This window comes from Flavobacterium litorale (genome assembly GCF_019613795.1).
Classification (GTDB): domain Bacteria; phylum Bacteroidota; class Bacteroidia; order Flavobacteriales; family Flavobacteriaceae; genus Flavobacterium; species Flavobacterium litorale.
The window spans coordinates 160,479-186,605 of the sequence record NZ_CP080429.1; the positions used below are offsets into that span (position 1 = coordinate 160,479).

General features: G+C 37.1%; 21 protein-coding genes and 3 tRNA genes. 2 read left to right on the forward strand and 22 right to left on the reverse strand.

Features of this window, described 5'->3' with window-relative positions; translation table 11 throughout:
* Positions 1–50: 50 nt before the first annotated feature.
* The 19 genes from K1I41_RS00755 to K1I41_RS00845 all read right to left on the reverse strand — a co-directional run bounded on the left by K1I41_RS00755 (position 51) and on the right by K1I41_RS00845 (position 19,977).
* Positions 51–122 (reverse strand) — tRNA-Thr (locus tag K1I41_RS00755).
* 30 nt (positions 123–152) lie between these two features.
* A tRNA-Tyr gene (locus K1I41_RS00760) sits at positions 153–234 on the reverse strand.
* 44 nt (positions 235–278) lie between these two features.
* Positions 279–352: transfer RNA gene (locus K1I41_RS00765), tRNA-Thr, on the reverse strand.
* A 93-nt stretch (positions 353–445) separates the two neighbouring features.
* Positions 446–748, reverse strand: coding sequence for a ribosome hibernation-promoting factor, HPF/YfiA family (gene hpf / locus K1I41_RS00770; RefSeq protein ID WP_220640788.1), 303 nt, complete (start codon positions 746–748; stop codon positions 446–448).
* A 29-nt stretch (positions 749–777) separates the two neighbouring features.
* A complete protein-coding gene (locus K1I41_RS00775) occupies positions 778–1,680 on the reverse strand; it encodes a tyrosine-type recombinase/integrase (RefSeq protein WP_220640789.1) in 903 nt (300 codons plus the stop codon).
* Positions 1,681–1,754: 74 nt separating this feature from the next.
* Positions 1,755–1,949 carry a 30S ribosomal protein S21 gene (rpsU, locus tag K1I41_RS00780; protein WP_135218133.1) on the reverse strand — a complete coding sequence of 65 codons (195 nt, stop codon included), beginning with the start codon at positions 1,947–1,949 and terminating at the stop codon, positions 1,755–1,757.
* Positions 1,950–2,019: 70 nt separating this feature from the next.
* Complete coding sequence (locus tag K1I41_RS00785) at positions 2,020–3,387, reverse strand: alpha-amylase (protein ID WP_220640790.1); 1,368 nt, start codon at positions 3,385–3,387, stop codon at positions 2,020–2,022.
* A gap of 162 nt (positions 3,388–3,549) precedes the next feature.
* Complete coding sequence (locus tag K1I41_RS00790; protein ID WP_220640791.1) at positions 3,550–4,689, reverse strand: acyl-CoA dehydrogenase family protein; 1,140 nt, start codon at positions 4,687–4,689, stop codon at positions 3,550–3,552.
* 16 nt (positions 4,690–4,705) lie between these two features.
* Positions 4,706–5,803 carry a ComEA family DNA-binding protein gene (locus tag K1I41_RS00795; protein ID WP_220640792.1) on the reverse strand — a complete coding sequence of 366 codons (1,098 nt, stop codon included), beginning with the start codon at positions 5,801–5,803 and terminating at the stop codon, positions 4,706–4,708.
* A 10-nt stretch (positions 5,804–5,813) separates the two neighbouring features.
* Positions 5,814–6,041, reverse strand: a complete 228-nt coding sequence (locus K1I41_RS00800; protein ID WP_220640793.1) for a PspC domain-containing protein — start codon at positions 6,039–6,041, stop codon at positions 5,814–5,816.
* 59 nt (positions 6,042–6,100) lie between these two features.
* On the reverse strand, positions 6,101–7,369 hold the full coding sequence (locus tag K1I41_RS00805; RefSeq protein ID WP_220640794.1) for a DUF2851 family protein: 1,269 nt from the start codon (positions 7,367–7,369) through the stop codon (positions 6,101–6,103).
* A 70-nt stretch (positions 7,370–7,439) separates the two neighbouring features.
* Positions 7,440–7,949: a 3'-5' exonuclease gene (locus K1I41_RS00810; protein WP_220640795.1), complete on the reverse strand. Its 510-nt coding sequence runs from the start codon at positions 7,947–7,949 to the stop codon at positions 7,440–7,442.
* A gap of 53 nt (positions 7,950–8,002) precedes the next feature.
* Positions 8,003–9,364: a pyridoxal-phosphate dependent enzyme gene (locus tag K1I41_RS00815; RefSeq protein ID WP_220640796.1), complete on the reverse strand. Its 1,362-nt coding sequence runs from the start codon at positions 9,362–9,364 to the stop codon at positions 8,003–8,005.
* An 83-nt stretch (positions 9,365–9,447) separates the two neighbouring features.
* The gene (locus K1I41_RS00820; RefSeq protein WP_255566946.1) at positions 9,448–11,352 is read right to left on the reverse strand and encodes a putative porin; all 1,905 of its coding nucleotides are present in this window, start codon (positions 11,350–11,352) and stop codon (positions 9,448–9,450) included.
* 154 nt (positions 11,353–11,506) lie between these two features.
* A complete protein-coding gene (locus K1I41_RS00825) occupies positions 11,507–12,364 on the reverse strand; it encodes a hypothetical protein (RefSeq protein WP_220640798.1) in 858 nt (285 codons plus the stop codon).
* 28 nt (positions 12,365–12,392) lie between these two features.
* Positions 12,393–13,250 carry a hypothetical protein gene (locus tag K1I41_RS00830; RefSeq protein WP_220640799.1) on the reverse strand — a complete coding sequence of 286 codons (858 nt, stop codon included), beginning with the start codon at positions 13,248–13,250 and terminating at the stop codon, positions 12,393–12,395.
* Positions 13,251–13,264: 14 nt separating this feature from the next.
* The gene (locus K1I41_RS00835; RefSeq protein ID WP_220640800.1) at positions 13,265–14,806 is read right to left on the reverse strand and encodes a RagB/SusD family nutrient uptake outer membrane protein; all 1,542 of its coding nucleotides are present in this window, start codon (positions 14,804–14,806) and stop codon (positions 13,265–13,267) included.
* A gap of 10 nt (positions 14,807–14,816) precedes the next feature.
* On the reverse strand, positions 14,817–17,894 hold the full coding sequence (locus tag K1I41_RS00840; RefSeq protein WP_220640801.1) for a SusC/RagA family TonB-linked outer membrane protein: 3,078 nt from the start codon (positions 17,892–17,894) through the stop codon (positions 14,817–14,819).
* A gap of 199 nt (positions 17,895–18,093) precedes the next feature.
* The gene (locus K1I41_RS00845) at positions 18,094–19,977 is read right to left on the reverse strand and encodes a S8 family serine peptidase (RefSeq protein ID WP_220640802.1); all 1,884 of its coding nucleotides are present in this window, start codon (positions 19,975–19,977) and stop codon (positions 18,094–18,096) included.
* Between the two features lie 171 nt (positions 19,978–20,148).
* Here K1I41_RS00845 and rnhB point away from each other — a divergent pair, with 171 nt between their 5' ends.
* Positions 20,149–20,769: a ribonuclease HII gene (gene rnhB, locus K1I41_RS00850; RefSeq protein ID WP_255566947.1), complete on the forward strand. Its 621-nt coding sequence runs from the start codon at positions 20,149–20,151 to the stop codon at positions 20,767–20,769.
* Positions 20,770–20,773: 4 nt separating this feature from the next.
* Here rnhB and lipB read toward each other — a convergent pair whose 3' ends face one another.
* Positions 20,774–21,496, reverse strand: coding sequence for a lipoyl(octanoyl) transferase LipB (gene lipB, locus K1I41_RS00855; RefSeq protein ID WP_220640804.1), 723 nt, complete (start codon positions 21,494–21,496; stop codon positions 20,774–20,776).
* A 144-nt stretch (positions 21,497–21,640) separates the two neighbouring features.
* On the opposite strand from lipB, the gene lysS reads away from it, so the two are divergent.
* Positions 21,641–23,332 (forward strand): lysine--tRNA ligase, encoded by a 1,692-nt coding sequence (gene lysS, locus K1I41_RS00860; RefSeq protein WP_220640805.1) that lies wholly within the window; start codon positions 21,641–21,643, stop codon positions 23,330–23,332.
* A 77-nt stretch (positions 23,333–23,409) separates the two neighbouring features.
* Here the strand turns inward: lysS and K1I41_RS00865 are convergent, their stop codons facing one another.
* On the reverse strand, positions 23,410–25,044 hold the full coding sequence (locus tag K1I41_RS00865; protein ID WP_220640806.1) for a S8 family peptidase: 1,635 nt from the start codon (positions 25,042–25,044) through the stop codon (positions 23,410–23,412).
* Positions 25,045–25,188: 144 nt separating this feature from the next.
* On the reverse strand, positions 25,189–26,127 hold the full coding sequence (locus K1I41_RS00870) for a transporter family protein (RefSeq protein ID WP_220640807.1): 939 nt from the start codon (positions 26,125–26,127) through the stop codon (positions 25,189–25,191).

Below are 26,127 nucleotides of genomic sequence, written 5' to 3' on the forward strand. Positions count from 1 at the left end.
AATAATTTAATCTTAGTTATATAATTAGTGTTCAAATTTTTCTAAACTTGAGCCAATGACGGGATTTGAACCCGTGACCTCTTCCTTACCAAGGAAGCACTCTACCCCTGAGCTACACCGGCCTCAAAACTTTAAGCCATTACTTAAAATTGTGGGGAGAGCAGGATTCGAACCTGCGAAGACATAGTCAGCAGATTTACAGTCTGCCCTCGTTGGCCGCTTGAGTATCTCCCCTTAACCTTTACTTTACAGTTGCTTCTTTTTTTGAGAAAACATTGAGCCGATGGAGGGACTCGAACCCACGACCTGCTGATTACAAATCAGCTGCTCTAGCCAGCTGAGCTACATCGGCAACTTAAAATAAAAAAAGCCCGCTATTTCTAACGGACTGCAAATGTATATATTTTATTTTTTATTCAAAACAATTTCGATAAAATTTTTATTATTATGTACTTGCTCTCACTTTCTGCTTTCTTTTAACTAATAACCGCTGCATAGAGTCGGCAGCAAGCTCTACAGCTTCCTCAAATGTTTTGCATTGTTTTTTTACTATAAATTCATCTCCTGGAACATTAATTTTTATCTCTGCTATTTTATTTGTTTTTTCGCTAGTGTTATCTACTTTAAAAAAAACATCAGAAAAAACTACCCTGTCGTAATATTTTTCAAGCTTATCCATTCTCGCTTGTACAAAGCCAACCAGTTTTCGGTCAATACTAAAATTAACCGCATGAACATTTACTTTCATAATCAACACTTATTTATTTGGTTAAACATTTAGGTATTATTTCGGTTACGCGGATGTGCTGACCCGTACACTTTTTTAAGTTCAGCTAAACTGCTGTGTGTGTAAACTTGGGTAGAAGCCAAACTTGCGTGCCCTAATAACTCTTTTACTGAATTTAAATCTGCTCCGTTGTTAAGCAAGTGGGTTGCAAATGTGTGCCTTAGCACGTGCGGACTTTTTTTAACTTTACCAGAGATAAGACTAAAGTAACAATTTATTAACCTATAAACAAAAGATTCGCTTAATTTATTGCCTCGGTTGTTTAAAATAAGTACATCAGTAGCAGTTATGGTTTTTATTTCTTTTCTTTTTTCTAAATAGCTGGTAATAAGCTCGATGGTACAGCCTAGCAGTGGCAATATACGTTCTTTGTTTCGTTTACCCAGTACCCGGAGTGTTTTATTGGCTGCATCGTAACTACTCATTGTAAGTCCTATTAATTCTGCACGGCGCATGCCTGTGGTGTAAAAAAGCTCTACAATTAATCTGTTACGTACGCCTTCAAAATCATCGGTATATACTATCTCCTCTACAACATCTTGTAATTCTTTTTCAGAGAAAGGAACTTGTATTTTTTTTTCTGTTTTAAGTGCTTTATGTTGCTGTAGTGGGTTTACGCTTATTTGCTTGCTGCGTAACAGAAATTTATAAAATGATTTTAGTGAGGATACTTTTCTGTTTACTGATGTGTTGGAGATGCCTTGGTTTACTAAGTGCACTATCCAACTTCTTATTTGGCTGTAGTTAACGGTTTCAATTATAGCATCGGCATCGTGTTGTTGCATAAACGCTTCAAAAGCTGTAACGTCATCCGTATATGCTCTAACCGTTAGTGGAGAGTAGTTTTTCTCTTTAAGTAAATAATCTGTATGTGCTTGCTTGGAATTGATCATAAAAAAACCGTTACTAGCAAAATTAAACTTTTACTGGTAACGGTTAGAATATTAATCCGTAAAATTATGGGTTTTTAGTTTTCCTCAGCGTCTCTTAATCCTTGAATGTAAGATGCTTTTTGGATTTGTGCTCTGCGTACTACAGAAGGTTTTGTAAATTGCTGACGGCTTCTTAGCTGACGTACAACTCCTGTTTTGTCAAACTTTCTTTTATAGCGCTTTAATGCTCTATCGATATTTTCTCCGTCTTTAATTGGTATAATTAACATATATAACACCTCCTCTCGTTAAGGGTGCAAATATACAAAGTACTATTGGTATGGCAAATATTTATTTTATTTATTTTACCGACCATATTGTGTACCCATTTGGGGGTGCTTGTATTTTTACCCAAGAGCCACTTTGTGTAGTAGGCTCCCAGTTGGAATTACCCGTATAGTCTTTTATTACGGTGTTGGACCAATTGGTATCTACCCAACGCTCTTGCCATGAGCTACTGTTGTTTATGTATACTACAATTCCTGGGCTGCCATCACGGCGTGCTACATATTCGTCATTATCAGCATATAGGTAGGTTGTGCCTCCCGATGCTTTATTGTTGTGTATCCATATAAGGTTGTTTAGTTTGTCTTTATCCAACCATTCTTCGTAATCTCTATAAAATATGCATGGGTATCCTTCGTGTGTTAATATGTAGGCATATGCTAGTAGCTTGTTGTTAAATATCTCATCAGTATCATGGTTGGCTACAAAAGTTACAGCCCTGTATGCATTACGTTTTAAAAGCATGTCGCCGTTAAGCTGTGTTAAATCGTTATTGCCAAAGGCATCGCGCATTCTGTAATAACAAGCAAAATCAAAAGCACTAGCTTCTGCCTGCCCTGTCCACCAATCTAATGTAGCAGCGTTACCATCCCAATACTCCCCTACTGTAAATCCACCTACAGCATTTTTAAAGTTTTTTACTACCCATGGTTCAAAGCCTTTAACGTAATCAAAGCGCCAACCATCAAAACCCATTACGTTTTTGTAGTATTTTGCAATGGAGTTGTTATTGTTATACAACCAGTCCTGCACATATATTTTACTATGGGACAAATCGGGGAAGCCGCCAAATGCTCCAGCATCATTGGCTTGAATATCATTGGGGTGAAAATCGTTGTACGAGCGCGCAAACAATCCTGAAGCGGGTTGGTAATCTGTATAAGTATTACCTCCTGTATATGGGTTGTATTCTGATGTGCCTCCACTACAATGGTTAACTACAATATCTGCAATAACACTTATATCGTTATTATGTGCTGTGCTAATTAAAGATTGTATTTCGCTGAGCGAACCAAAGCGTGTTTCGGTATTACCCATTTGGTTGTAACTACCAAAATCGTAATAATCAAAAGGGTCGTATCCCATAGAGTATCCTCCACCAGCAGCTTTGGTAGCGGGCGGTAGCCAAATGGCATCGATTCCTGCACTTGCCCATGAGGGAACTTTTGCTGCTACGGTATTCCACCACACGCCTGAGCCAGGCACATCCCAATAGAATGCCTGCATCATTACTTTGGAGCCTGCCGAGCGGAATGCTTGCTCAGTTTGTTGTGGGGTTACTGGTACTGTAGTTTGTTGCTGGTTTTCGTAAAGCTCATCAACATCTTTACTACAACTGCATAACACTAATGCCGAGGCAAATAAGGTAAATATATATTTCATAATTAATAATTTTTAGTTGATGAAATATATAAAATAATAACACTGCTGTTACGATATTCTTACTAAGGAACTAACTATAACGTTGTAATGTTAATAACTTATATAAAAAAAGAGCAACTTAGTTAAGTTGCTCTTTTTAAAGTATTTATATTTTAAATAATATTATTTTACTATTAGTTTAGATATAACTAATTTCTGTATCTCGGTAGTACCCTCACCTATAGTACATAGTTTAGAGTCTCTGTAAAACTTCTCAACAGGATAATCTTTAGTATAACCGTAACCACCATGTATTTGTACTGCCTCGTTGGCAACACGTACACATACTTCTGACGAGTACATTTTACTCATGGCACCTGCAAGGGTAACTTTTTCTCCTTTGTTTTTAAGAAACGCTGCTTTATGCAATAATAATTCCGAAGCCTCAATCTCTGTAACCATATCGGCTAATTTAAAGCCAATACCTTGGAAGTTGCTTATAGGCTGACCAAATTGGTGTCGTTCTTTAGAGTATTTTAGTGCTGCCTCGTAAGCTCCTTTTGCTATACCTAATGATAATGCTCCGATGGAGATTCTGCCACCATCAAGTATTTTCATAGCCTGTATAAAACCATCGCCTACATTACCCAGTCTGTTAGCGTCTGGAATACGGCAGTTATCAAATATAAGTTCGGCAGTTTCGCTGGCGCGCATACCTAATTTATCTTCTTTTTTACCGCTGGTAAAACCATCCATACCCTTTTCGAATACAAAAGCAGTCATACCATGCGAATCTCCTTTTTCTCCAGTACGTGCAATTACTACGGCAATATCTCCCGATTTTGCGTGTGTAATAAAGTTTTTAGCACCATTTACTACCCAATGGTCACCATCTTTAACAGCAGTAGTATTCATACCTCCTGCATCAGAACCTGTATTGTGCTCCGTAAGCCCCCAAGCACCAATATGCTCGGCTGTTGCCAGTTTTGGTATCCATTTCTTTTTCTGTTCCTCGTTACCAAAGCTTAAAATGTGATTGGTACAAAGCGAGTTGTGTGCTGCCACAGATAATCCGATTGAGGGATCTACTTTAGAAATCTCCTCTATAATCGTAATATACTCGTGGTAACCTAAGCCCGAACCTCCGTACTCCTCAGGCACAAGAACACCCATAAAGCCCATTTCGCCAAGTTTCTTAAATAAATCTACTGGAAAATGCTGACTTTCGTCCCATTCCATAATATTCGGACGTATATGTTGTTCTGCAAAATCTCTGATTGATTGGGCAATCATTGCCTGTGTTTCACTATAATCGAAATTCATTTTTGTACTTGTTTTTTTAGAATTCCAAATATAAGGCAATTATTTTTTCTTTTTGGAGAGGAAATCCATTAATTTCTGTTAATTCTGCAATATTACTTATATGTCCCTGCTTTGTTCTTTTGGTAATTATTGCTTGGGCAATGGCATCATTAAAATAAGGAAAATTAGCTAGCGTGTGTAATGATGCTTTATTGATATTTATAGTACGAATTTTAGGTTCTCCAACAACAACAAAACGTTGTTTGAGTTCTGTTTTTGCACGATTGGATAGTTTTTCAAAATCGTCCATTTGTTCCATGCTAACATAGGCGCCCAATTGTTTACGGCGTTGGAGTATACGTTTGGAAAATGCAGCACCAATACCATGTACTGTTTTTAACTGTTTTGCACTAGCCTTGTTAATATCTATTACGCCTTGCGGGGTTTTACTTTTGTTTGCTTTGGTACGGGCATTTTTTTCCACAACCCAATCGGGAAATTTTAAATAGGGTTCAATAGTTTTTAAAAGACTATCAGATACTTGGGTTACCTCCTGAAATTCTTTGGCACTGTTTACCCACTTACCGCGAGCTCTAAATTTTCTGATACGAGATAATTCTTTTTTAGATAAACCTATCAGCTTTGCTTTAAAATCGGAGATGTAGTTGGGGTTAAAAGGGTAAATTTCAATTTCCTTATTATCCTTTCTGTGTTTAAGCCAATCGGGAAACTTTAAGTAGGGTGCTATGGTTTTTAAAAGGCTATCGGATACTTGGGTGACTTCCTGAAATTCTTCAATCGTATTTATATACTTGTTCGTTTTTCTAAACGCATGCATCCTATCTATCTCGGCAGTGCTCATACCCAATACATACCCCCTGTAATCGGTAAGGTAGTTGGGGTTAAAACGGTATATTCTGGGTTTGTATTTTGCCTTACGCTCTTTTAAAGAGTCAATACGGGTTTGTACAGCCAGCCAAGCCTTAGCTTCAGCAGATTGCGCTGCATTACTCTGCCAATTGTAGGCATTAACCACAAAATATAAGGATTGAATAATAACAATGAGTAGTAGTAATATGATGATGCCTTTACGCTGCTCTTTGGAATAATGAAAGAAAAAACGGAATGGCTGCATCGGGTGGGGTTTATAAGTCGAAAACCGACGTTCGTTTGGTATAAATCATATCTTTTAAACGTAGCCAAAATGCCAACGTGAGATATACCCCGAACCAAAGCCCTACTGTTACAAAAGAAATATAGATGAAAAACAGGCGTACGTTACTTGCGCGCATACCCAACCTATCGGCTAAGCGGGCAGAAACGTGAAAGCCGTTTCGTTCGAAAAAGTGACGTATTTTAGTTACCGAAAACATCTGTATTTTTTTGAGTACTCAAAGTTACGCATTCTTATACTTTTCGGGATATATTACTACTATTTTTTAAGGATTTCCAGCCCTATACCGCACTGCATACAGCGCTTGTGGTTGCAGTATTCGTTTTTAAGCTGTAATAGCGCTTGGCTATCATAAGCCGAAGCAACAGGTACTTTTAGCTGCTTAAACTTATCGATAATTGTATTTTTTTCTGGTGATAATGCTTTTAGGAGTGTTAACAGCTCTTCACTAATCTCCTTACCTAAACTTTTGGCATAGGCAAATTTAAAAGGTATAATGGTATTAATGATGATTAAATTGATAAACGATGTTGTTAGTGCTTTGCGTTTTTTGGGGCTTTCTTTATCAAAAGTGTAATGGGTTTCCCAATAGGGGGAAACAGCAACAGCAAATAGGTTATAAATAGCCTCGACTGATTTACAATTTATAATTTTAGAGAATACATTTTGATGCTGGTGGTACAGTTGTGCTAATTGCGATAGCCGTATGGTTGGGAAATTATCAGGACGATGCCTAAAAAATTCAGGCGTATTAACGTGTGTAGGTTGCAGCCTATGTTTATTGGTTATATAAGCATACCGTGCTGCAAGGTCCTTGGGGTAAATGTCTTCGTTATTGTTATTGAGTAGCCCTGTTTTACCAAAAAATAATGCTTCGAGGTTTTCTACCTCAAAACTCTCTTTCCGTACTATGTTAAAGGGTAGGGATTTTGCCATAGCATGAAACGAATCGCCGTTGGTATTAAGCCCAAAATTTTTGGCTAAAAAACAAAACAACACCGCTTCCCAGTCGTTACCCGTACTCGTAGCCATGCTTGCTATGGGTATGGCTTTTCGGGCTAAACGCTCAAAAAACAAACGTTCTTTCCAGTTATCGAGTACGAAAGTATTTAAATCGGTAATTTGTTTTTCGCAATAAATCCAAGTCTTTTTTGCTGTTAATGCTTGGTAGTTTTGTAGCACTTCTGTAGCAACGTAATTTTTTAAGGCTAGTACTGGTATTTCAGCACCATCTTTGCGTATTACTTCGGTATCATGTTCCCAAACTATGTGGAGTATAACATTATCATACGCCGTATCGCTTTCGTGATTGTGCAAATACCAGTCTGACGATTTTACATGTATCTCTACATTGCCCGCCCACGCTTGGTTGCCAATACGCAATTGTGCATTAAAAAAATCTGGTCCCGATTGTTGTAAATACTGCCCTGCATTTATAATTGTTAAGGGTTCGCCCTGTACAGTGACTAAATTTTGGGTGTTGAATTTTTTAAACTGCCAGATGTGATGTAGGAAGTCTTCTTTCATTTTTAGTGTTGGATTCCTGCTAAATTACTAATTTTCGGCAAACCAAGAACATTACACTTTACAAAAGTGGTTAAAACAATGCAAGCTGCCTGTAGTGGAGCATATATAGCTTGGCACAGGCGCGGGCATCCGATAGTGCTTCGTGGTGGTTTAGGGCTATACCATGGCGGTCGCTACACGCTTTTAAATTGGCTGGTTTATAGCCTTTGGCACGGTATATTCGGCAGGTGCATTCCCATTTATCGGCAATTTCGAGTTCATCGTAATACAAGCCATACCATTTCATTGTTTTCTTGAGTACGTTTCTGTCAAAAGTTTCATTGTGGGCTACAATTTTTCGTCCGTACAACCGCTTGTGTATTTCTGGATATAAATCGTCGAACATGGGTTTATCTAGTGTCTCAATAGGTTTTATACCATGTACCATTACATTTTTATACCAATACTCGTTATCGGGTGGTTGTATAAGGGTATAGTACTCCTCAGTAATAACACCATTCTCTACTGTTACTATACCAACAGCACAGGCACTCTCTGGACGCCCTGTAGCAGTTTCAAAATCTATAGCGGTGAAATTCATATCTAAAACCAAGAAAAGAGCCCTAAGGCTCTTTAAATATATAACTTTATTATTTATTGTATAGCACTAACAATATCGTGCTTTGTAATAATGTGATGTTTGTTGTTAGGCAAAGCTACTAATACCGCTTGGTTATCGTTGTTAATTAGTTTTGCTACCTCGTCTAGGCTTGTAGTGGCTTCTACTATTGGGTAAGGTTTACCCATTATATCTTTTATAGGTTTATCTGCAATTGCTTTATCGGCTACGTAACTATCAAATAGTTTTGTTTCGTTTATAGAGCCTGCAACTCCATCAGCATCCATTACAGGAATTTGAGTTACTTTATGTTTACGCATACGGTCTATAGCATGCGACGCTAACTCTTCGGTACGAGCTACTACTAATGGTTTGTGCTCGTATTTTTTAACTAAATCTGCTGCTGTAGTAATTTCCTCATCAAGAAAACCACACTCACGCATCCAATCGTCATTAAACATTTTACCTACATAACGGCTACCACTATCGTGGAATAGTACTACTACTACATCGTCGGGTTTAAAGTGGTCTTTCAACTGCAGTAAACCTTTTACGGCTGCTCCAGCAGAGTTCCCTACAAATATACCTTCTTCTACCGCTAACCTACGGGTATATACGGCAGCATCTTTATCGGTTACTTTTGTGAAACCATCTATTACCGAGAAATCGACATTTTTGGGTAGTATATCTTCACCAATACCCTCGGTTATGTACGAATAAATTTCGTTCTCATCAAAAATACCTGTTTCGTGGTATTTTTTAAAGACTGAGCCATACGTATCAATCCCCCATATTTTAATATTAGGATTTTTCTCTTTTAGGTATTTTCCTACTCCCGATATGGTTCCGCCCGTACCTACACCTACTATAAAGTGTGTTACCTTACCTTCTGTTTGTTCCCATATTTCGGGCCCTGTTTGCTCGTAGTGCGCTGTAGCATTCGACGGATTATCGTATTGGTTTACGTACCATGCATTTGGGGTTTCGGTAGCTAAACGTTTTGATACTGAATAGTACGAACGCGGATCCGTAGGCTCTACATCTGTAGGGCATACTACAACCTCTGCGCCTACTGCACGCAGTATATCCATTTTTTCTTTAGATTGCTTATCCGATATTACGCAAATAAGTTTGTATCCTTTAACAATAGCACCAAGTGCAAGCCCCATACCTGTATTACCCGATGTTCCTTCTATTATAGTGCCTCCTGGTTTTAATCTGCCATCCGCCTCTGCATCCTCAATCATTTTAATTGCCATTCTGTCCTTAACAGAATTTCCTGGATTAAAGGTTTCTACTTTTGCCAGTATATGGGCATTTACATCTTTGGTAATTTTATTTAATTGTACCAAGGGTGTGTTACCAATGGTTTCTAGTATGTTTTTTGCGTATTTCATTATGGCTTTGTTGTCTATTACTAATTTGTGACAAAGATATTATATCTGTAGGAAAGAAAATAGTTAATTGATACTGTTAACGGTTAGGTAAAGAAATCCCATATTACACCAAACCTAATTGTAAAATCGCGGTAGGGCTGGTTGGGTGCCGAATAAAAATCGTATCCTGTAAACCCTGAGTTGAAGTGTTCGGCTTTTAAAAACATTCTGAACTGTTTTATCTTGGCATTAATAAAAAAATCCATTAGTGGGAAATCGCCAATTTTGGTTTTTTCCTGAATGAAGAATTCTCCCAATAGCGGATTGTAATCGTTGGCGTAGTAGGATGTAAAGTACTGAAACGTAAACCCTGTTTGTATGTATAATGCTTTCTTAAAAAAATAATCCGAGTAATAAAGTGTGTTTCGGGTAACGAAATCGGGTACGTTAAGTATATTTTCAGATTGATCTACCTGTTGGTATAATACTGTATTATCTAGTCCCAATTTCCAAAACTTAAATTCTTTATTTACTTTAAACGATAAGTAGTTTATGGTATTTTGGTATTGTGAAGGTTTTACTTGTAATACTTCAATTTCTTCGGGGTTTGTATTTAAGGCCTCATTATAAAAATACAAATGGTCGTTAAGTACTGTGTATTGTGCCGATGCAGTAATCCATTTTGTGTCTGCTGCAACTTCAAAGTTATTTATCTTTTCGTTTTTAAAATCATTAGACCAATTATACGATTTGTAATCACTCTGGAACAACCTGAAATTCAAATCAGGCAATTTATTCATGTTTTGATAGCGTAATGCTACTTTATTTTTGTCATTAAACTTATAGCGCACCGATGCATCAATATTGGCTAACGATTGATCTGTTATAGCATTTGAAACTAGCAAGCTACCTTTCCAATTGTTTTTCTGGTAACTGTAGCGTGCGCCGTAGGTGTTAATCCTGTCGTTAATTGAATTGGGTATTTCAATCTCCCCATTTTCATCTAGTACTAGGCTATTGTAGTAGTAGTTGTAATTATAATCTTCTATATAAAATTCAAAATCACCAATAGTTTCATTAGAATAAGCCGCTCCGAGCATATTATACATTTTATTGTGTCTTACTTTATCGTGTACCGACTCGGTAAATACATCCCCCAAACGGTTGGAAGGTGTTAATTGGGTATATTCAAAAAACTTATTCTCGTAATTAAACCTATGATGAAGTACGATACTATTAGGATTGTCTTTACTGAGCCTGAAAGTATGATCTATAAAGTAACGATTCCCTTTAAGTAAGGACGTAGCATCGTTAAAGTAAACCTCCAATCGTGCACGCTCGGTATATGGGTCTTCGCCGCTCTCAAAGTTTTCTTTATTAACAATACCACCATTTTCTTCATTAGAAAAATCTTGGGCTGTAATATGCAGCTTTAACTTGTACCGCCTGTCTGTAGTATTGTAGCTTGTTATGAAACGGAAATTACCGTTACTTGATATGGAGTTGATGTACTTTCCTATGGAACGCAATCCTTTATAGGCAATAGCAAGGTTTAAATTTTTAGACACATTAGCTGTTATAGAGGCATCCAAAATTTGCCCTTGTTCTAGAACAGAACGATAAAATAAATCTGTAAAAGGTGTAGCTACATTATAATACTTAATATCCTCTACTTCCATATAGGCAAATTGCTTTGCTTTAAAACCAAACTCTGGAAAAGGATCATATTCTGTTATACCGTAATCAAGCGTGTTATAGGTTTGCCCGATATTGTTAAATGGTAGTAAGCCAAAAATATCTTTACGAAGATAGTTTTTAGCATATTCATCTTTTATGGTTAAAGAGGTGTCTACATAAGTAGTATCTCTCTCAATACTGATAATTTTATACATATCAATAGTAGCAACACTATCTGATACGACAGAAGGTTTTGTTCTATCGTTACGAGTACTACTATCAGTAGTATTGGTTTTTTGAGAGTTCCTTTTCTGTATCTGACTAAAAACCATTACTGGTAATAAAAGGAAACAACAAATTAAAATAAATTTTTTATACATGAATAGCCTTATAATACGTAGCAAAGATAATTTTTTTATAATGCAACAGACATAAAAAAGCCCGCTTAAATAAGCGGGCTTTTGATATAAGAATTTAATTTATTTCTTATTCAGGGTATGTTCTTGTAAGTACTATGTTCTGCGGAGCCGCACCAGTTGTACCAAATCTTAATGTATAAGAAAGATTGATAGTTCCTTCGCAGGCATCATAGGTTCCAGAAATATCACCTACATAAGTGTCTCCAACATTCTCATTGACATAAAGGTAGTTTTCTAAGAAATCAGGACCACTAAGTGTACCATCTGGTTCGATGAAAACACGTGTTTGAGAAGTTGTACCTGGAGTAAAAGTTTGGCTTAAATCAGAGATTAGTATCTCATTCGCTGCAGGACCTTGAGAAATTGTATAAGAAAATTCGTCTTCATTATCTCCTGCTACAATGTTATCTTCTGCTATACCTAACAATGAGTCTCTATTACCTGTGTTAATTCTAACAACAAACGTTAGAGGATCTGTACTGTCGTCAGGATGACCCAAAGAAATATTGTCTCTGCTAGGATCTGTTAGCGTTATTGTGAATCCAATAGAAGAAGTAACTGTTTCAGGAAAATCAATTGTTATTGTACCATTAAGGCTTCCTGCAGGAAATACTGCATAACCTAGATGGCTTATAACACCTTCTGAAGTTCCTTCAAAATCAGTAATTGTATAATCTATGGTTAATCCATTTTTGTTTGTAGGGGCATCAATAGTCAAAGGAATAACTATTTGATTGCTTAACTCACAACCTGCAATACCGTAAGCAAAATTGGGTAACGGTGCATCTTCAGTTCCTAAATCAAATGTAACCCAACCTCTATCGGAATCGCTAAAAAATTTACCGTCATTTGGGTCATTATCGCCACTACATCCAACTAAAGAAAGAGCAGCAACTACTATAAAACTATAAAATATTTTTTTCATAAAAATAATTGTTTACTTTAAATTTATACTACTCTACTTTAGTAAATCTAATAATGGTGTTTCTTGGTCCACCACCACAATTCGATAGAGCATTTTCAAGAACAGTCATCTCGAAATAAGAATCGTCAGTGGTATTATAAGAAGATCTGTCCTCAAGATCAACTGGAGCAAATGTTATAGTAGTACCTTCTGGATCATCTTGACAGGCTAAGTTAGAATCAACATTTTCTCCAAGATTTAAAAAGTTACATGCAAAGGCAATTGTTACTTCTCTAGGACCAGCATTTCCAGGATAAACAACTGCTGTAAATACTCTCTCAAAAGGAGTGTTTCCTTCCTCAAGAATAACTTCACCTGCCTCAAAACCTGGAAGATTGTTGAAATAATTTTCATTAACTTCTATGTTATAAGCTCCTAAGAAATCATCTTGTAACGGACACACTTCGTAAACGTTTACTGTGGCAGTAAGACTATCTGAAAATTCTGATGTTTCATCTACATTAGTAACGCTAATTGTAAAGGTTTTAACTGTTTCATCAACAAGACCATTATCAGTACCATTTATAACAAAAGTACCTTGATAAGACCCAGCGGGTATTGTAACTGTTGATGGAAGAGAAAATGTGTCAGGGTTGGCAGCAGACGAGTTGTCTGGTAATTCAACCTCTATATTGTATACTCTATCTGTATCAAAAACAGTACTCGAGTTAAGTGTTACGGTCGTTTCTCCAACATTGTTCTGAACTACAGGTAGTAAGTATACAGATCTAGAAAAAGAAAGGAAAGTATCATTTTGCGTAGGGTCACCATTATAGATGACCGGCTCTACATCTTCACACGAAGTAAAGATTAGTGCTATAGCTAATAGTTTAAATAATGTTTTCATTTTTATCTATTTTTTTAGTAACCAGGGTTTTGTTCTATACCAGGGTTAGCATTAATTTCATTTCTAGGGATTGGTAATGTAAATCTAAAATCCCCTGCTGGTAAACCACATGGTGCAGAGAAAGAAGCACAATCACGTGTATCACGATCTATACCTATTCCTAATTCAGCACCAAGTCGCTTAAGGTCTATGTATCTATGTCCTTCAAAGGCAAGTTCTCTTCTTCTCTCGTCCAATATGTATCTCAATGCCTCATTAGTAGTATCAAAAGATATTATAGTAGGGTTTACTGGAGGGCTAGTTATCACAATTCTACTTTGACGGAGATCTCGTAATGTATTTGCCGCATCTGTAAGCTGACCTGCACGAGCTTGTACTTCGGCTCGGATAAGTAACATTTCAGCCCATCTAACAATTTTAATATCATTAATATTTTGTCCAAAAGCACCACCTTGATATTTTCCAATCAAAAGTATACCATTATCTACTTCGGAAGTTCCTTCTAAGAGAACTCGAAGTCGAACATCCGTCAAGTCGGTATTCCCATCGCCATCAAGATCATAAAACTCAAATAAATCATAAGATAACTCGAAGAAAGGGCTTCCGTCTATACCAGCACCATTGGCGTAAAATAAAGCTACAACGCCATTATCACCGTCTTTCCTTGCAAGTGTCCATATATTTTCATTAGTAGTAAGATCTTCAGTATACATACGTTGATACGTTCCTGGATCTGTAGGATTGACCACTTCATTAGGAGGTGTAGACAATGTATAATAGTCATCTGCACCTACCGCATCTACGTAAGTACCTGCAAGTGCATAGTTACCTTGGCATAAAGCCACACGAGCTTGGAATGCTTTGATAACTCTCTCATTAATATAATACGCCTCATAATTTGTAACTGTTTCTCTCAAATAGAAATCTCCAATAAGATTAGCAGCTTCTTCAAGATCATTGTTAATGAATTCGAAAACTTCACCAGCTGTATTTCTTGGGAAGGTATCTGTAATTTCAGGAACAAAGTCCATAATTATCACTGAAGGAGAATTTGGATTTTGATATTCAGGTGTAAAGTATTGCAGTAATTCAAAATGTGCCATACCTCTTAAAGCTAGTGTTTGTGCTTTAATTTGGTTTGCTCTTTCAATGTCTGCTTCACTTTCAAGCGTTGGGAATATTCTGTCCCAAGCTCTTAAGAGTCTGTTTGCATAATTGATAAGTGCGTATCTGTTAGACCACAGAGTGTTCGCAAATTGTGTACCAGGTTGTAAGGTAAAAGAATACTCTTGATTACCTTGTCCGCTACTATCCATACCTCTTTTTATACCATCTGTAAAAAGTTCATTAAACAATATTAAATCACCTGTACCATTACTTCCTGCATCAGGAACGTAAGACGCATAAACTCCATTTAATCCCGTTTGTAAATCCTCTACGGATTGATATGCTCCTTCTTCATCTAATTCGTTAGCCTGAACAATGTCTATAGCATCGTCACAGGATGCGAATCCTAAGAATAAAGCAAATAAGCTAAATTTAAATATTTTTTTCATAGTCAATTTTTTAGAAATTAATAACAGCACCAAATGTATATATCTTAGGTGTTGGGTAGTTACCTCTATCTGTAGTTCTAAAGCCTCCTTCAGCATCCCAACCTCTCCAAGAACTGAAAGTTACAAGGTTCTCTCCTTGTACAAAGAATCGTAAACCTGTAATAGGAAGATCTTCTAACAAATCTTTACTAAAAGAGTATCCAAACTGGATGTTTCTTAATCTAAGGAAAGATGCATCCTCTAAGTATCTATCTGAAGTGTTAATGTAATCTACACTACCATATGGGCTACCAATACGTGGTACACTTGTAATATCTCCAGGGTTTTGCCATACTGTAGCAGTACTAGTAACTCTATTAGAGTTTAAATCAAGCGCACTAGTATCCTCAAGCCCTGCATAATCAAGGTTATTTCTGTAAAGGTCTGCAAAGTAGCTCCATTGCGTATTAAATTCAAAACCTTTGTAGCTTACGGCTGTACCAAAACCACCTTGCCATACTGGATAAATTGATTTACCAGTATCTACTCTATCAGCATCAGTAAGCTCTTCAGTAAGACCTCCGTCGATTGTACGGAATAATGCATTACCATTAGATGGGTTAACACCTGCGTACTCCACCAAATAGAATACTCCTATTGGAGAACCTTCGATTGTTGCTGTAGAACCGCCTCCAGTAACAATGCCTTCAAAAGCTTCTGGCAAATCTCTAATATTATTTCTGTTGTATGATGTATTACCATTTACTTCAATTCTCCAGTCAGCTTTATCATATATAACATATCTCAAACTTAACTCAAAACCTTCATTCTCCATTGCACCGATATTAGTAGGTAAAGATGAACTCGCATTTATAGGAGATATTGGCGTACTCTGGAAAAGGTCTGTAGTAAGTTTTCTATAAACATCAAAACTACCTGTTAATTTATTTTGCCAAACACCAAAGTCAACACCTAAGTTAGTTTGCTCTGTAGTTTCCCAACGTAAGTCTCCATTAGCAATTTGCGAAGGGAATGTAGCATTAGTTCCATTGTAACCGCTACCAGCATTATATAGATTACGGTAGCCATTAAGTACTGAATACTGAGCATTATTAATACGCTGGTTACCAGAGGTACCATAAGAACCTCTAAGTTTAAGCATGTTGAAAGCAGAACCACTCATAAAAGACTCGCTATCTAAATTCCAACGACCACCTACTGACCAGAATGTACCCCATTGATTATCATCTACGAATCTGAATGAAGCATCACGCCTAACTGTTGCAGAAACACCAAATCTTCCATCATAGTCGTAATCCGCATTAGCAAAATAAGAGAACAATCCTTCTGAAAGCTTATTGGAACCTACACCTGGTATATATGGCTGTGTATCTGGTGTATTAGGGTTATTATCTAAATCTTCGAATATTCCTGAATCAACAAAACCATCACCAATACCTACAAGCCTTGGATCAATACCTGTTTGCACGTAGCTCAAACCATCAAGGTGCATTTTATTGTACTCTACAAATACAGAGGCGTCAATTGTATGTTTTTCAGCAAATGTATTATTATAGTTAAGACTTGTGATAGAGTTAAATCTGAAATCTCTTGTAGAACCTTCATTTTGAATACCACCAAAGTCTGCATTTGGATCTACTTGAAAAGGACCTAAAAGGCTTAATGGATGAAGTATCTCTAATGTTTGAAAATGTGAGTAATCAGCACCCAATTGTATCGATGCAGTAACATTGTCCATAAAGTTGTAACTAGCATTAAAACCTGCTAATATCTTCAACTCATCTTCTCTGTCTGTATTCATATTTGCAGAGTTAAGCAGTACGTATGGAACTGTATCTGGAGTAATTGCATCTCCATCTCCAGGTGTTAAACCACCAGTAGTTGTGATACTACCATCTGGATCGTAAGGAGAAAGATAAGGAAGACCTCTAAGTGCTGCTCCAAACGGTGCAAAGAATATGGCATTACTACCAGCACCATCGATACCGTTAGATCTGGAGAAGTTAATATTAAGATTTAAACCATAATTGAACTTACCATCGCTTGATCTACCATTAAAGTTATTTCTAACAGTAAAACGCTTGAAGTTAGTATTTATAAAAGTACCATCTTGCTCAAAGTAGCTAAACGAGGTAAAGTTATTGGTATTTTCTGAACCAGAAGTAATTGCTAAATCGTGAGATTTAGTAACACCTCTTCTAAAAAATATATCCGTCCAGTAAGTATTTGTTTGAGCAGCTCTAGCTGCAAGCTCAGCATCACTTAAAGTAGCACCAAAACCTCCGCCGTTATCTTTTTGGAATTGTAGCAACTCTCTAGAGTTCATTAACTCCATATTAAGGTTCTGCAACTCACTATAACCAAATTGAGTAGTATATCTAAACTGAAGTTTTTGATTATACTTACCTCTTTTTGTTGTTATTACAATTACACCAGCAGCACCTCTGTTACCATAAATTGACGTTGCAGCAGCATCCTTTAGGATACTGTAGGAAGCAATATCATTTTGGCTAATACTTCTGAATCCATCTTCATCAACAGGAATACCATCAACAATAAATAATGGCTCAACGTTACCGTTAATAGAACCAACCCCTCTTAGGATTATTGTACTATCGGCACCTGGCTGACCTGATCCTGTAGCGATATTTAGACCTGCTACTTGACCTTGAAGATTTTGAATAACTGAAGGGTTAGCTCTATCCTCAACCTCTTCAACAGAAAGTGTGGTTATTGCCGCAGCCGTTTCACGTTTTGAAATGCTTCTGTACTGGTCAATAATAACGTTGTCTAAGACTTTAGTACCAAGAATGATATCTATAGTATTAGAGTCCCCAACAGTTACTGTTTGCGTTTGAAAACTCACAAAAGAGAATTCCAAAACCTCACCTTTGTTAACATTAATGGAATATTTACCATCAATATCTGTCTGCACACTACGCTGTGTACCTTTAACAAGAACACTTGCTCCTGGCAACGGTCCAACTTCGTCGGACACTGTACCTGTTACGGTTTTCTCCTGTGCAAAAGAGAAACCAAATGAAAACGCTAATAATAGCGTCATAATCCAAGTAAACTTCGATCTCATACTTTATTAATTTGAGTTAGTTAAACGCAAACTTCTTAATAATTTATTAATAAAACAAATATTACTTCGGAATAATAATGTTAAATCAGAGACCTAAACTATTATGAAATCTAAAGCCTTTGTTTTAAATAGATACAAATTATTAAGAAAGGTTGCGTATAGAAAAATTTATTTTGAAGAAAGGTATATTTCTAATCTATTACTTTATTATTACCTTTTTAGACTCAGTGTAAGCGCCGTTATTAACATTAACAGTTAATAGGTAAACTCCTGATCCAACTCCTGAAACATCTAGATTTGTTTTAGCAGCACCGAAATCTCTAACCATTCTACCTTGTATATCGTACAAGATAGCATGAGTATTTGAACCCGAAAGTGAATTATCAAGGGTTATGTTAAGAATATCTTGTGCAGGGTTAGGGTAAATTCCAAACTTAGAAACTTCTTTGTTAGAAACACTGTTTAAATCATTAGCTCCACTTATAATTAGTGAGTAGTTTTGAGGAGTAAAGTTTCTAAGATTTCCTTTGTGCGTAACTGTTACCGTATACATACCTCCATGCACAGGGTTAAGAATTTCAACAACCTCAACATTATCAACAGTATTATCCTCTTTAACCGCATTTAAAGCATTATTAAGCTTCCATGGGAAAAAAGTTTCTCCATCTCTAGTAATTCGGATATCTAAGTCGTTCACTAAAACTGGTGCAGTAGGATCTTCTATACCATTGTTTATGTTACCCTCAGGTTCTCTCCAAGAAATAGTTGCCTTTAAAGAACCTGTAGGACCTGCGGTAATATCTCTAGTGTATACAGCACTCTGGTTCATAACTCTCTCGTCTATTAAGGCTGTAGTAGCTGCATTATCAGCAGTGATAAGCTGGGTTGCAGCAGCTGCGTTTATTAAACCCCAACCAAAACGATGATCTGGACCTGGAGCTATACCAGCTTCATCAGCAGTATGTATCATCAACCCTTTTAAAGTTGCAGCAAGCATAAATCCACCATTAAGCTCATTGTAATGTTGTTGCATTAAAATAAGTGACGCTGCTACACCTGGAGCAGCCATAGATGTACCTTGTAAAGTGGCATAATCACTATTATCTTGCGAATAGCACGAAAAGACACCTACGCCTTTAGTACCTATATCTGGCTTAATTCTAAAATCGTCTGTAGGACCATAACTACTAAACGATGACATTTGCACTGAACTTGGACCTGTATATATTGGCACTTCCAAAGTTGCAGCAACCGTTACAAGGTTTTTTGCATTACCATCTCCTACTATTATATTATTCTCTTCACCAGTTCTATCATTACCTGCAGCAAATACAGGAAGATAGTAAGGTACTTGGAACAACATTTCGTCCCAAGCAGCAGCAGCAACATCATAAGCTCCTTTTTTCCACTCGGGTTGAATGTCAAAATCTACACCATACGAGTGATTAGATACCAACAAACCATTATTTGCTCTTGCTAAAGCCTCTGAAAGGTCACTAAACGAATCGTGCGCTAATAGAGTTGCTTGGTACGCAAGCCCTCTGGCACTTGGGTTGTTACCCCTACCAATCATTGTCCCTGATACGTGTGTAGCATGCCCATTGTCAGTATTATCTCCATTAAAGGTAGCACCATCCATTACAGTAACAGCTCCAGCCAAATCAATGTGTGATGTTCTTACACGACCTGGCTCCCATATGCCTAAAACCATACCTTGACCGTTAAGGTTAAGACCAAAAAGCCCACCTGAATTTATAGTGTTAACACGTGCAGTAGTTGCGGCGCCAGCATTGTATGGCATTATATATATAGGCTGGTCATTATCATCAACGCCTACAAGTATAGAAGTATACCCATCTTTGGTTTCCTTTTTTAAAGCCCACCCTTTCAGTTCGGCAAGTTCCAATGCTCGTTTGTAGCTAGCATCTTCCTTGGCCTTTATTCTTTGATATAACTCTTCATTTTTTTGCAGATCATAGTTTTTTACAATTGCTGCTTTTTCTTCGGCTGTTTGACCAAAAGCAATCATACTGCTTCCCAGCGTCAAAGCCAAAACAAAAAGCTTTACAGTATTTTTTTTCATTTCTTAATTAATTATATAGTTAATAGCATTTTTATTCTTAAAATTTCATTTAATGATTTTTTTCTAAAAAAACATTAGCAAAAATATAAATTAAAATCATTCTACATGTGTTAATTTTTTATTTTACCACACGATATATACATTTGCATGACAATTATAAATCAATTGGTTTTGAAATTATTGTCAAATCATTCAGGAATTTACTATGAAACGGGCACTGACGAAGCAGGTAGAGGTTGCCTTGCTGGTCCTGTTACAGCGGCGGCGGTTATACTAGAGAGAGATTTTGATATAACACTACTTAACGACTCTAAACTTCTAAATAAAGGCATACGTAACTTGTTACGACCAATTATAGAGCAGCAAGCAGTATCTTATTATGTAACAAATATCGAGCCGAAAATAATAGACGAAATTAACATACTAAATGCATCTATAAAGGCAATGCAGGAGTGTGTTATTAAATTAACTCCTAAACCTTCCTATATTATTGTAGATGGTAATCGTTTCAAACCTATTAACGATATTCCGTACAGTTGTATTGTAAAAGGCGATAGTAAATACATGAGTATTGCTGCAGCATCCGTACTGGCAAAAACGTACAGGGATGCTTATATGGAAAAAATACATGAGGAATTCCCTATGTATAATTGGAAAAAAAATAAAGGCTACCCCACTAGGGAACATCGAGATGCTATACGTAAATACGGGGTTACTAAGTACCACCGTAAATCGTTTAGGTTATTACCTGAACAACTAACATTGGATTTTGAATACATCCAGAATATTTAATTATCTACACTACAGGTAAGGCTTCGCCCTTTAGAACAGTAGCCTCAAAAAGTGTAGCAAAATGTTTTGCGATTTTTTCTTTCACTTCCGTTTCATCTACGGTTTCAACACCAAGTTCTACATTTAACGATGTTACTCCTTTGTCTTTTATACCGCAAGGTATAATATTATCAAAATAGCCTAAATTAGCATTTACGTTAAACGCAAAGCCATGCATGGTAACCCATCTTGAAGCCCTAACGCCCATAGCACATATTTTACGTGCAAAAGGTGTACCCACATCCAACCAAACGCCTGTTTCGCCGTCACTACGGGTAGCGGTAAGCCCATACTCAGCCATGGTACGTATAATAGCCTCTTCCAACAGTCGTAAGTATTTATGTATATCAGTAAAAAAATTCTCTAAATCTAAAATTGGGTATCCTACTATTTGCCCAGGACCATGATATGTAATATCTCCCCCTCTATTTATTTTATAAAACGTAGCCCCTTTATCAGCAAGTTGCTTCTCATTAAGAAGTAAATTACTCAAATCACCACTTTTACCCAAGGTATAAACGTGTGGATGCGCTACGTATAGAAAATAGTTAGGTGTTTCGAGGTTTGTATTTTCTCTCCTATTTTTTATTTTAAGATCAAGAATCTCTTTAAAAAGCCTCTCCTGAGTATCCCACGTTTCCTTATAATCCACTTCACCCAAATCAAAAAGCTCTATACTTTTATTCATAATATTACTACTTAACATTAAATGGCTAAATTACAAAACTTTTAGGTAGCAGTATATTGTACAACCATACTTAACAACCCCTAATACTAATTGCTTATTGGTTAATATTCACTATCTTTGCGAGCTTAAAAATCATTATTAATTATGCAGCTTTCAGAACAAGAAATCATTCGTAGAGAAAAACTGGATGCGCTGAGAAAACTCGGCATAAATCCGTATCCCGCTAACCTTTTTCCTGTAAACCATACAAGTAAACAGGTAAAGAATGATTATGTTGAAGGTAAGAAGGTTATTGTTGCAGGACGCCTGATGTCGGTTAGAATACAGGGTAAAGCTTCTTTTGCTGAATTGCAAGATAGTGAAGGACGCATTCAGTTATACATAAATCGTGATGAGATATGTACTGGCGAAGACAAAACTAAATATAACGAGGTTTTTAAAAAATTGCTTGACCTTGGTGACTTTATAGGTGTAGCAGGTAAACTTTTTACTACACAGGTAGGCGAAAAATCGGTACGCGTAACCGATTTTACGGTACTAAGCAAAACATTACGCCCACTACCATTGCCTAAAAAAGATGCTGATGGTAATGTATACGATGGTTTTACTGATGCCGAATTGCGCTACCGCATGCGTTATGTAGACCTTGTTGTAAACCCAGAGGTTAAAGACGTTTTTGTAAAACGCACCAAGTTATTTGCAGCAATGCGTAACTTTTTTAATGATAAAGGCTATTTTGAGGTGGAAACACCCATACTACAGCCTATAGCGGGTGGTGCTGCTGCACGACCTTTTGTAACGCACCATAACTCACTAGATATACCTTTGTACATGCGTATTGCCAACGAGCTATACTTAAAAAGGCTTATAGTAGGTGGTTTTGATGGGGTTTACGAGTTTTCGAAAAACTTCCGCAATGAGGGTATGGACAGAACTCATAATCCTGAGTTTACGGCTATGGAAATATATGTAGCCTATAAGGATTACAATTGGATGATGGAGTTTACCGAAAACTTGCTTGAGCATTGCGCAACAGCCGTTAATGGCACTACACAAGCTACCTTTGGCGAGCATACTGTAGATTTTAAAGCACCGTACGCACGGGTTACCATGACCGATGCTATTAAGCAATTTACAGGTTTTGATATTACGGGTAAAACAGAAGAAGAAATTTTTGAAGCTGCCAAAGGCATGGGTATCGAAGTAGATGATACTATGGGTAAAGGCAAGCTAATTGATGAAATATTTGGCGAAAAGTGCGAAGGCAATTTTATACAGCCTACTTTTATTACTGATTATCCTAAAGAGATGAGTCCGCTTTGTAAAGAGCACAGGGATAACCCTGAACTTACAGAACGTTTTGAACTTATGGTATGTGGTAAAGAGATAGCAAACGCCTATAGCGAGCTAAACGACCCTATAGACCAAAGGCAACGTTTTGAAGCACAATTGAAACTAAGCGAACGTGGTGATGATGAAGCAGGGCAATTTATTGATAACGACTTTTTACGTGCGCTAGAGTATGGTATGCCACCAACATCGGGGCTTGGTATTGGCATGGATAGGTTAATTATGTTTTTAACCAACAACCAATCCATACAAGAAGTATTATTTTTCCCGCAGATGCGCCCTGAAAAGAAGCAAGTAGAGCTGGACGATGAAGCAAAAGCACTACTCGAAATTATTAAAACGCATAACGTTGCGCCTTTAGCACAAATTAAAGAAGAAGCTAAATTGAGTAACAAAAAATGGGATAAAACCCTAAAAACCTTAACTGGGCATGGTATTGCCAAAGTTGTAAAAACTGACGATGCATTGGAAATACACATGGTATAACTACAAAATAATTTAGATGCTAAAGGCTACCAAATTAGGTAGCCTTTGTTGTTTGTGTATTACACTATAAGAGCCCTTTATTTTTTAATAAACTTTTTTAAATAGCTTTGGTTACCATTTTTAAGTTCTAAAAAGTAAATTCCTCTATCTACATCTGTAATATTAATTTCTTTTCTACCAGAAAACGTAGCATCCTGATGTACAATCTGCCCCAATGCATTGAAAATAGTAATCTCAAAATTACCTGTACTATTTTCTAATGCTACCGTAATTGTTTCGGTGGAAGGGTTAGGAAATAAACGTAACTCATTTTGATTGATTACATAGCCCTGATTATACAACAAATTATTGTTAATATAATCGATAGCTGCCTCCATATTGGGGATAGGACCTATATTCTCTACTACTGTTGCGGTACCTTGTGCAATACCCGTTTCTTTTAAAACCGTTCTGATTTGCTGACTGGTCAGATAACCGCCACCGCTTTGTTGGTTAAAATACGATTGTAAAACCGCTGCACACGAGGCTATTATTGGCGTTGCCGAACTTGTACCCGAAAACGAGGTATAGTATTGGTTAAAATCGTTACCTATGGCATAAAGGTCGCCATAACCTGTAGTTACAACATTTTGTCCCCAACCTTGTACATCTACCCTACTACCATATGTGCTAAAACCAATCCTATCATGGTTGGTATTAGGTGTTCCTGCACCCACTATAATAGCACCGCTATCGCCTCGGTTCATGTATTCTATAAAATCAAACGAGTCTAAATTTTGGCTGCCGTTTCCAGCCGCCGCAACAATTACAATCCCTGCATCGGTAGCTGCCCTAGTCAAATCCCATATTACTTGGTCATATTCAGCAGGCACAAAATCACTGTTTGTCAAGACAGACACTTGTAATTCGTACATAATAACATCGCCTGCAACAGCAGTATTAATAGCTTGCGTAACAGCAGTAACTCGGTTATACCCCCCTTCTTGTGTCCACTCAGGGTACAAAATAGCTTCATTAAGCTCGTACGCCATACCCGAAACACCATATGTTCCGTTATTGGCATAAGCAACGCCTATAGCTGCCGTACCATGCTCTGTAAAAACGAGTGGTACTTCATTACTAATCGTCATGCCTGCCGCTATAGCTGTATTGGTTTCATTAAACTCTTCATGATTTGTATTTACACCATACTCAACGTCTTTTAAGTTAATACCTGCTCCAGCATAGCCTAAATCCCATGCATATTGCATATTTACACCAGGGTCGGCTTGTATATAACCTTGCGAAAGAAAATAACTCGGTGTTGCTGGAGGAATATCGGCAGGTGGTAGCGGTGCTGTATTAAGCGGTTTAACAAAGTATGCTACACCATTAAACAACGATAAGTCGCTATAAAGTTGGTTAAGTGCCTCTTTATTTTGATACGGAAGTGCAATACTGTAAATACGGTTTAGTTTTTCTACCGATGCACTGCTTCCTGTATTTTTTTGAACTTGTTGTTTTAAATACTCAAATTGTTCTTCAGATAATTTAATACCTTTTTCCAGAACGAAATTGTTTTCTTGTAAAAAGGACTGAAACTCGGTAGTAGTAGGGTATTGAGCGTCTTTAAAACATATATGTACTGTTCCGCTTTTTGTTAAGGGTGTTTGCGCTATAGTTTTAACAGCAAAAACGGTGCAAAGCAATAGCAAGAGGGTAGTAATTTTCATAAATTTTCTTTTATAGCATGAGGAGCAAATCTATAAAATATTAGCGTACAGTAGCACCAATTAAAAAACAACTACTGTTAAAACCACTATTCCAATTCGTTATTTAACAATTGTGGAAATAACTTACTGGAATAGTGACAATAATTATAAACTGTAATTTAAGTTGATGGACCACCTATAGTTTGCCTCTACCCTGCCGCCAACTAAGTTTTGATTGATGGGCAGCATGGCATTAATACCCGCAGAGAATCCTTTATAGCCTGCCTCTATACCTGCTTTACCAAACAGTATATCGCCTTCGGTATCGGGTAACTCTTCACCAAATTGCTTATTAGCAGCGTAGCTTTCGCCTGCTAAACCAAGTTGTGGCACAAGGGTGTATTTTGGTTGCTCTATTACATAAAATAACGTACTTGCATAATTAAATTGATTACCAAATTGGTACTCATCGTCATTTTCAGTTTTAATACTGTAGTTTACCATAGCATTAAGCCCTAGCTTGTTATGCTTAACAACGTATTCGGCAGCCAGTAAATAATCCCAACTACCAGTACCTACCTGAAAACTTGGGTTTACACTTCCGTTATTGGCAGTATGGTATTCGCCTGTTGGCATTTTTACGCCTCCACCCGCCTGTAGTGTGTGGCTGTACCTAGCGGAATCTTTTTGGGTTTGGTATATGGTGTATAAACCCAATACGGTAATATCGCCCAAACCATCTATCGCTTGGTAGCCTGTAGTAAGCGCTCTGTTATGGGAGTGATACGGTACTAATGCCGATATTTGGAAATTTTTAAAGACAGGTATGCGTGCCCAAAGTTGTACGGTATTAAAGTTCTCGTCTATATAAGGCGAATCGTTAAAAATACCGTCTTGGCTTGTATAGCTTTGATAAAAATAGCGTACCCCTACAAAGTTTTGGTTAAGCATGGAGCTAAACCCCATACCTCCGCCACTAGCAGAACAGCCACAAGCATCGCAATCGTCAAATCGGTCAAGATATCCTCTAAAATTGGGTGGTGGCGTATGAGAAAACATTTGTTGTGCCACTAGCGCAACGAATAATACTATATACTTTTTCAT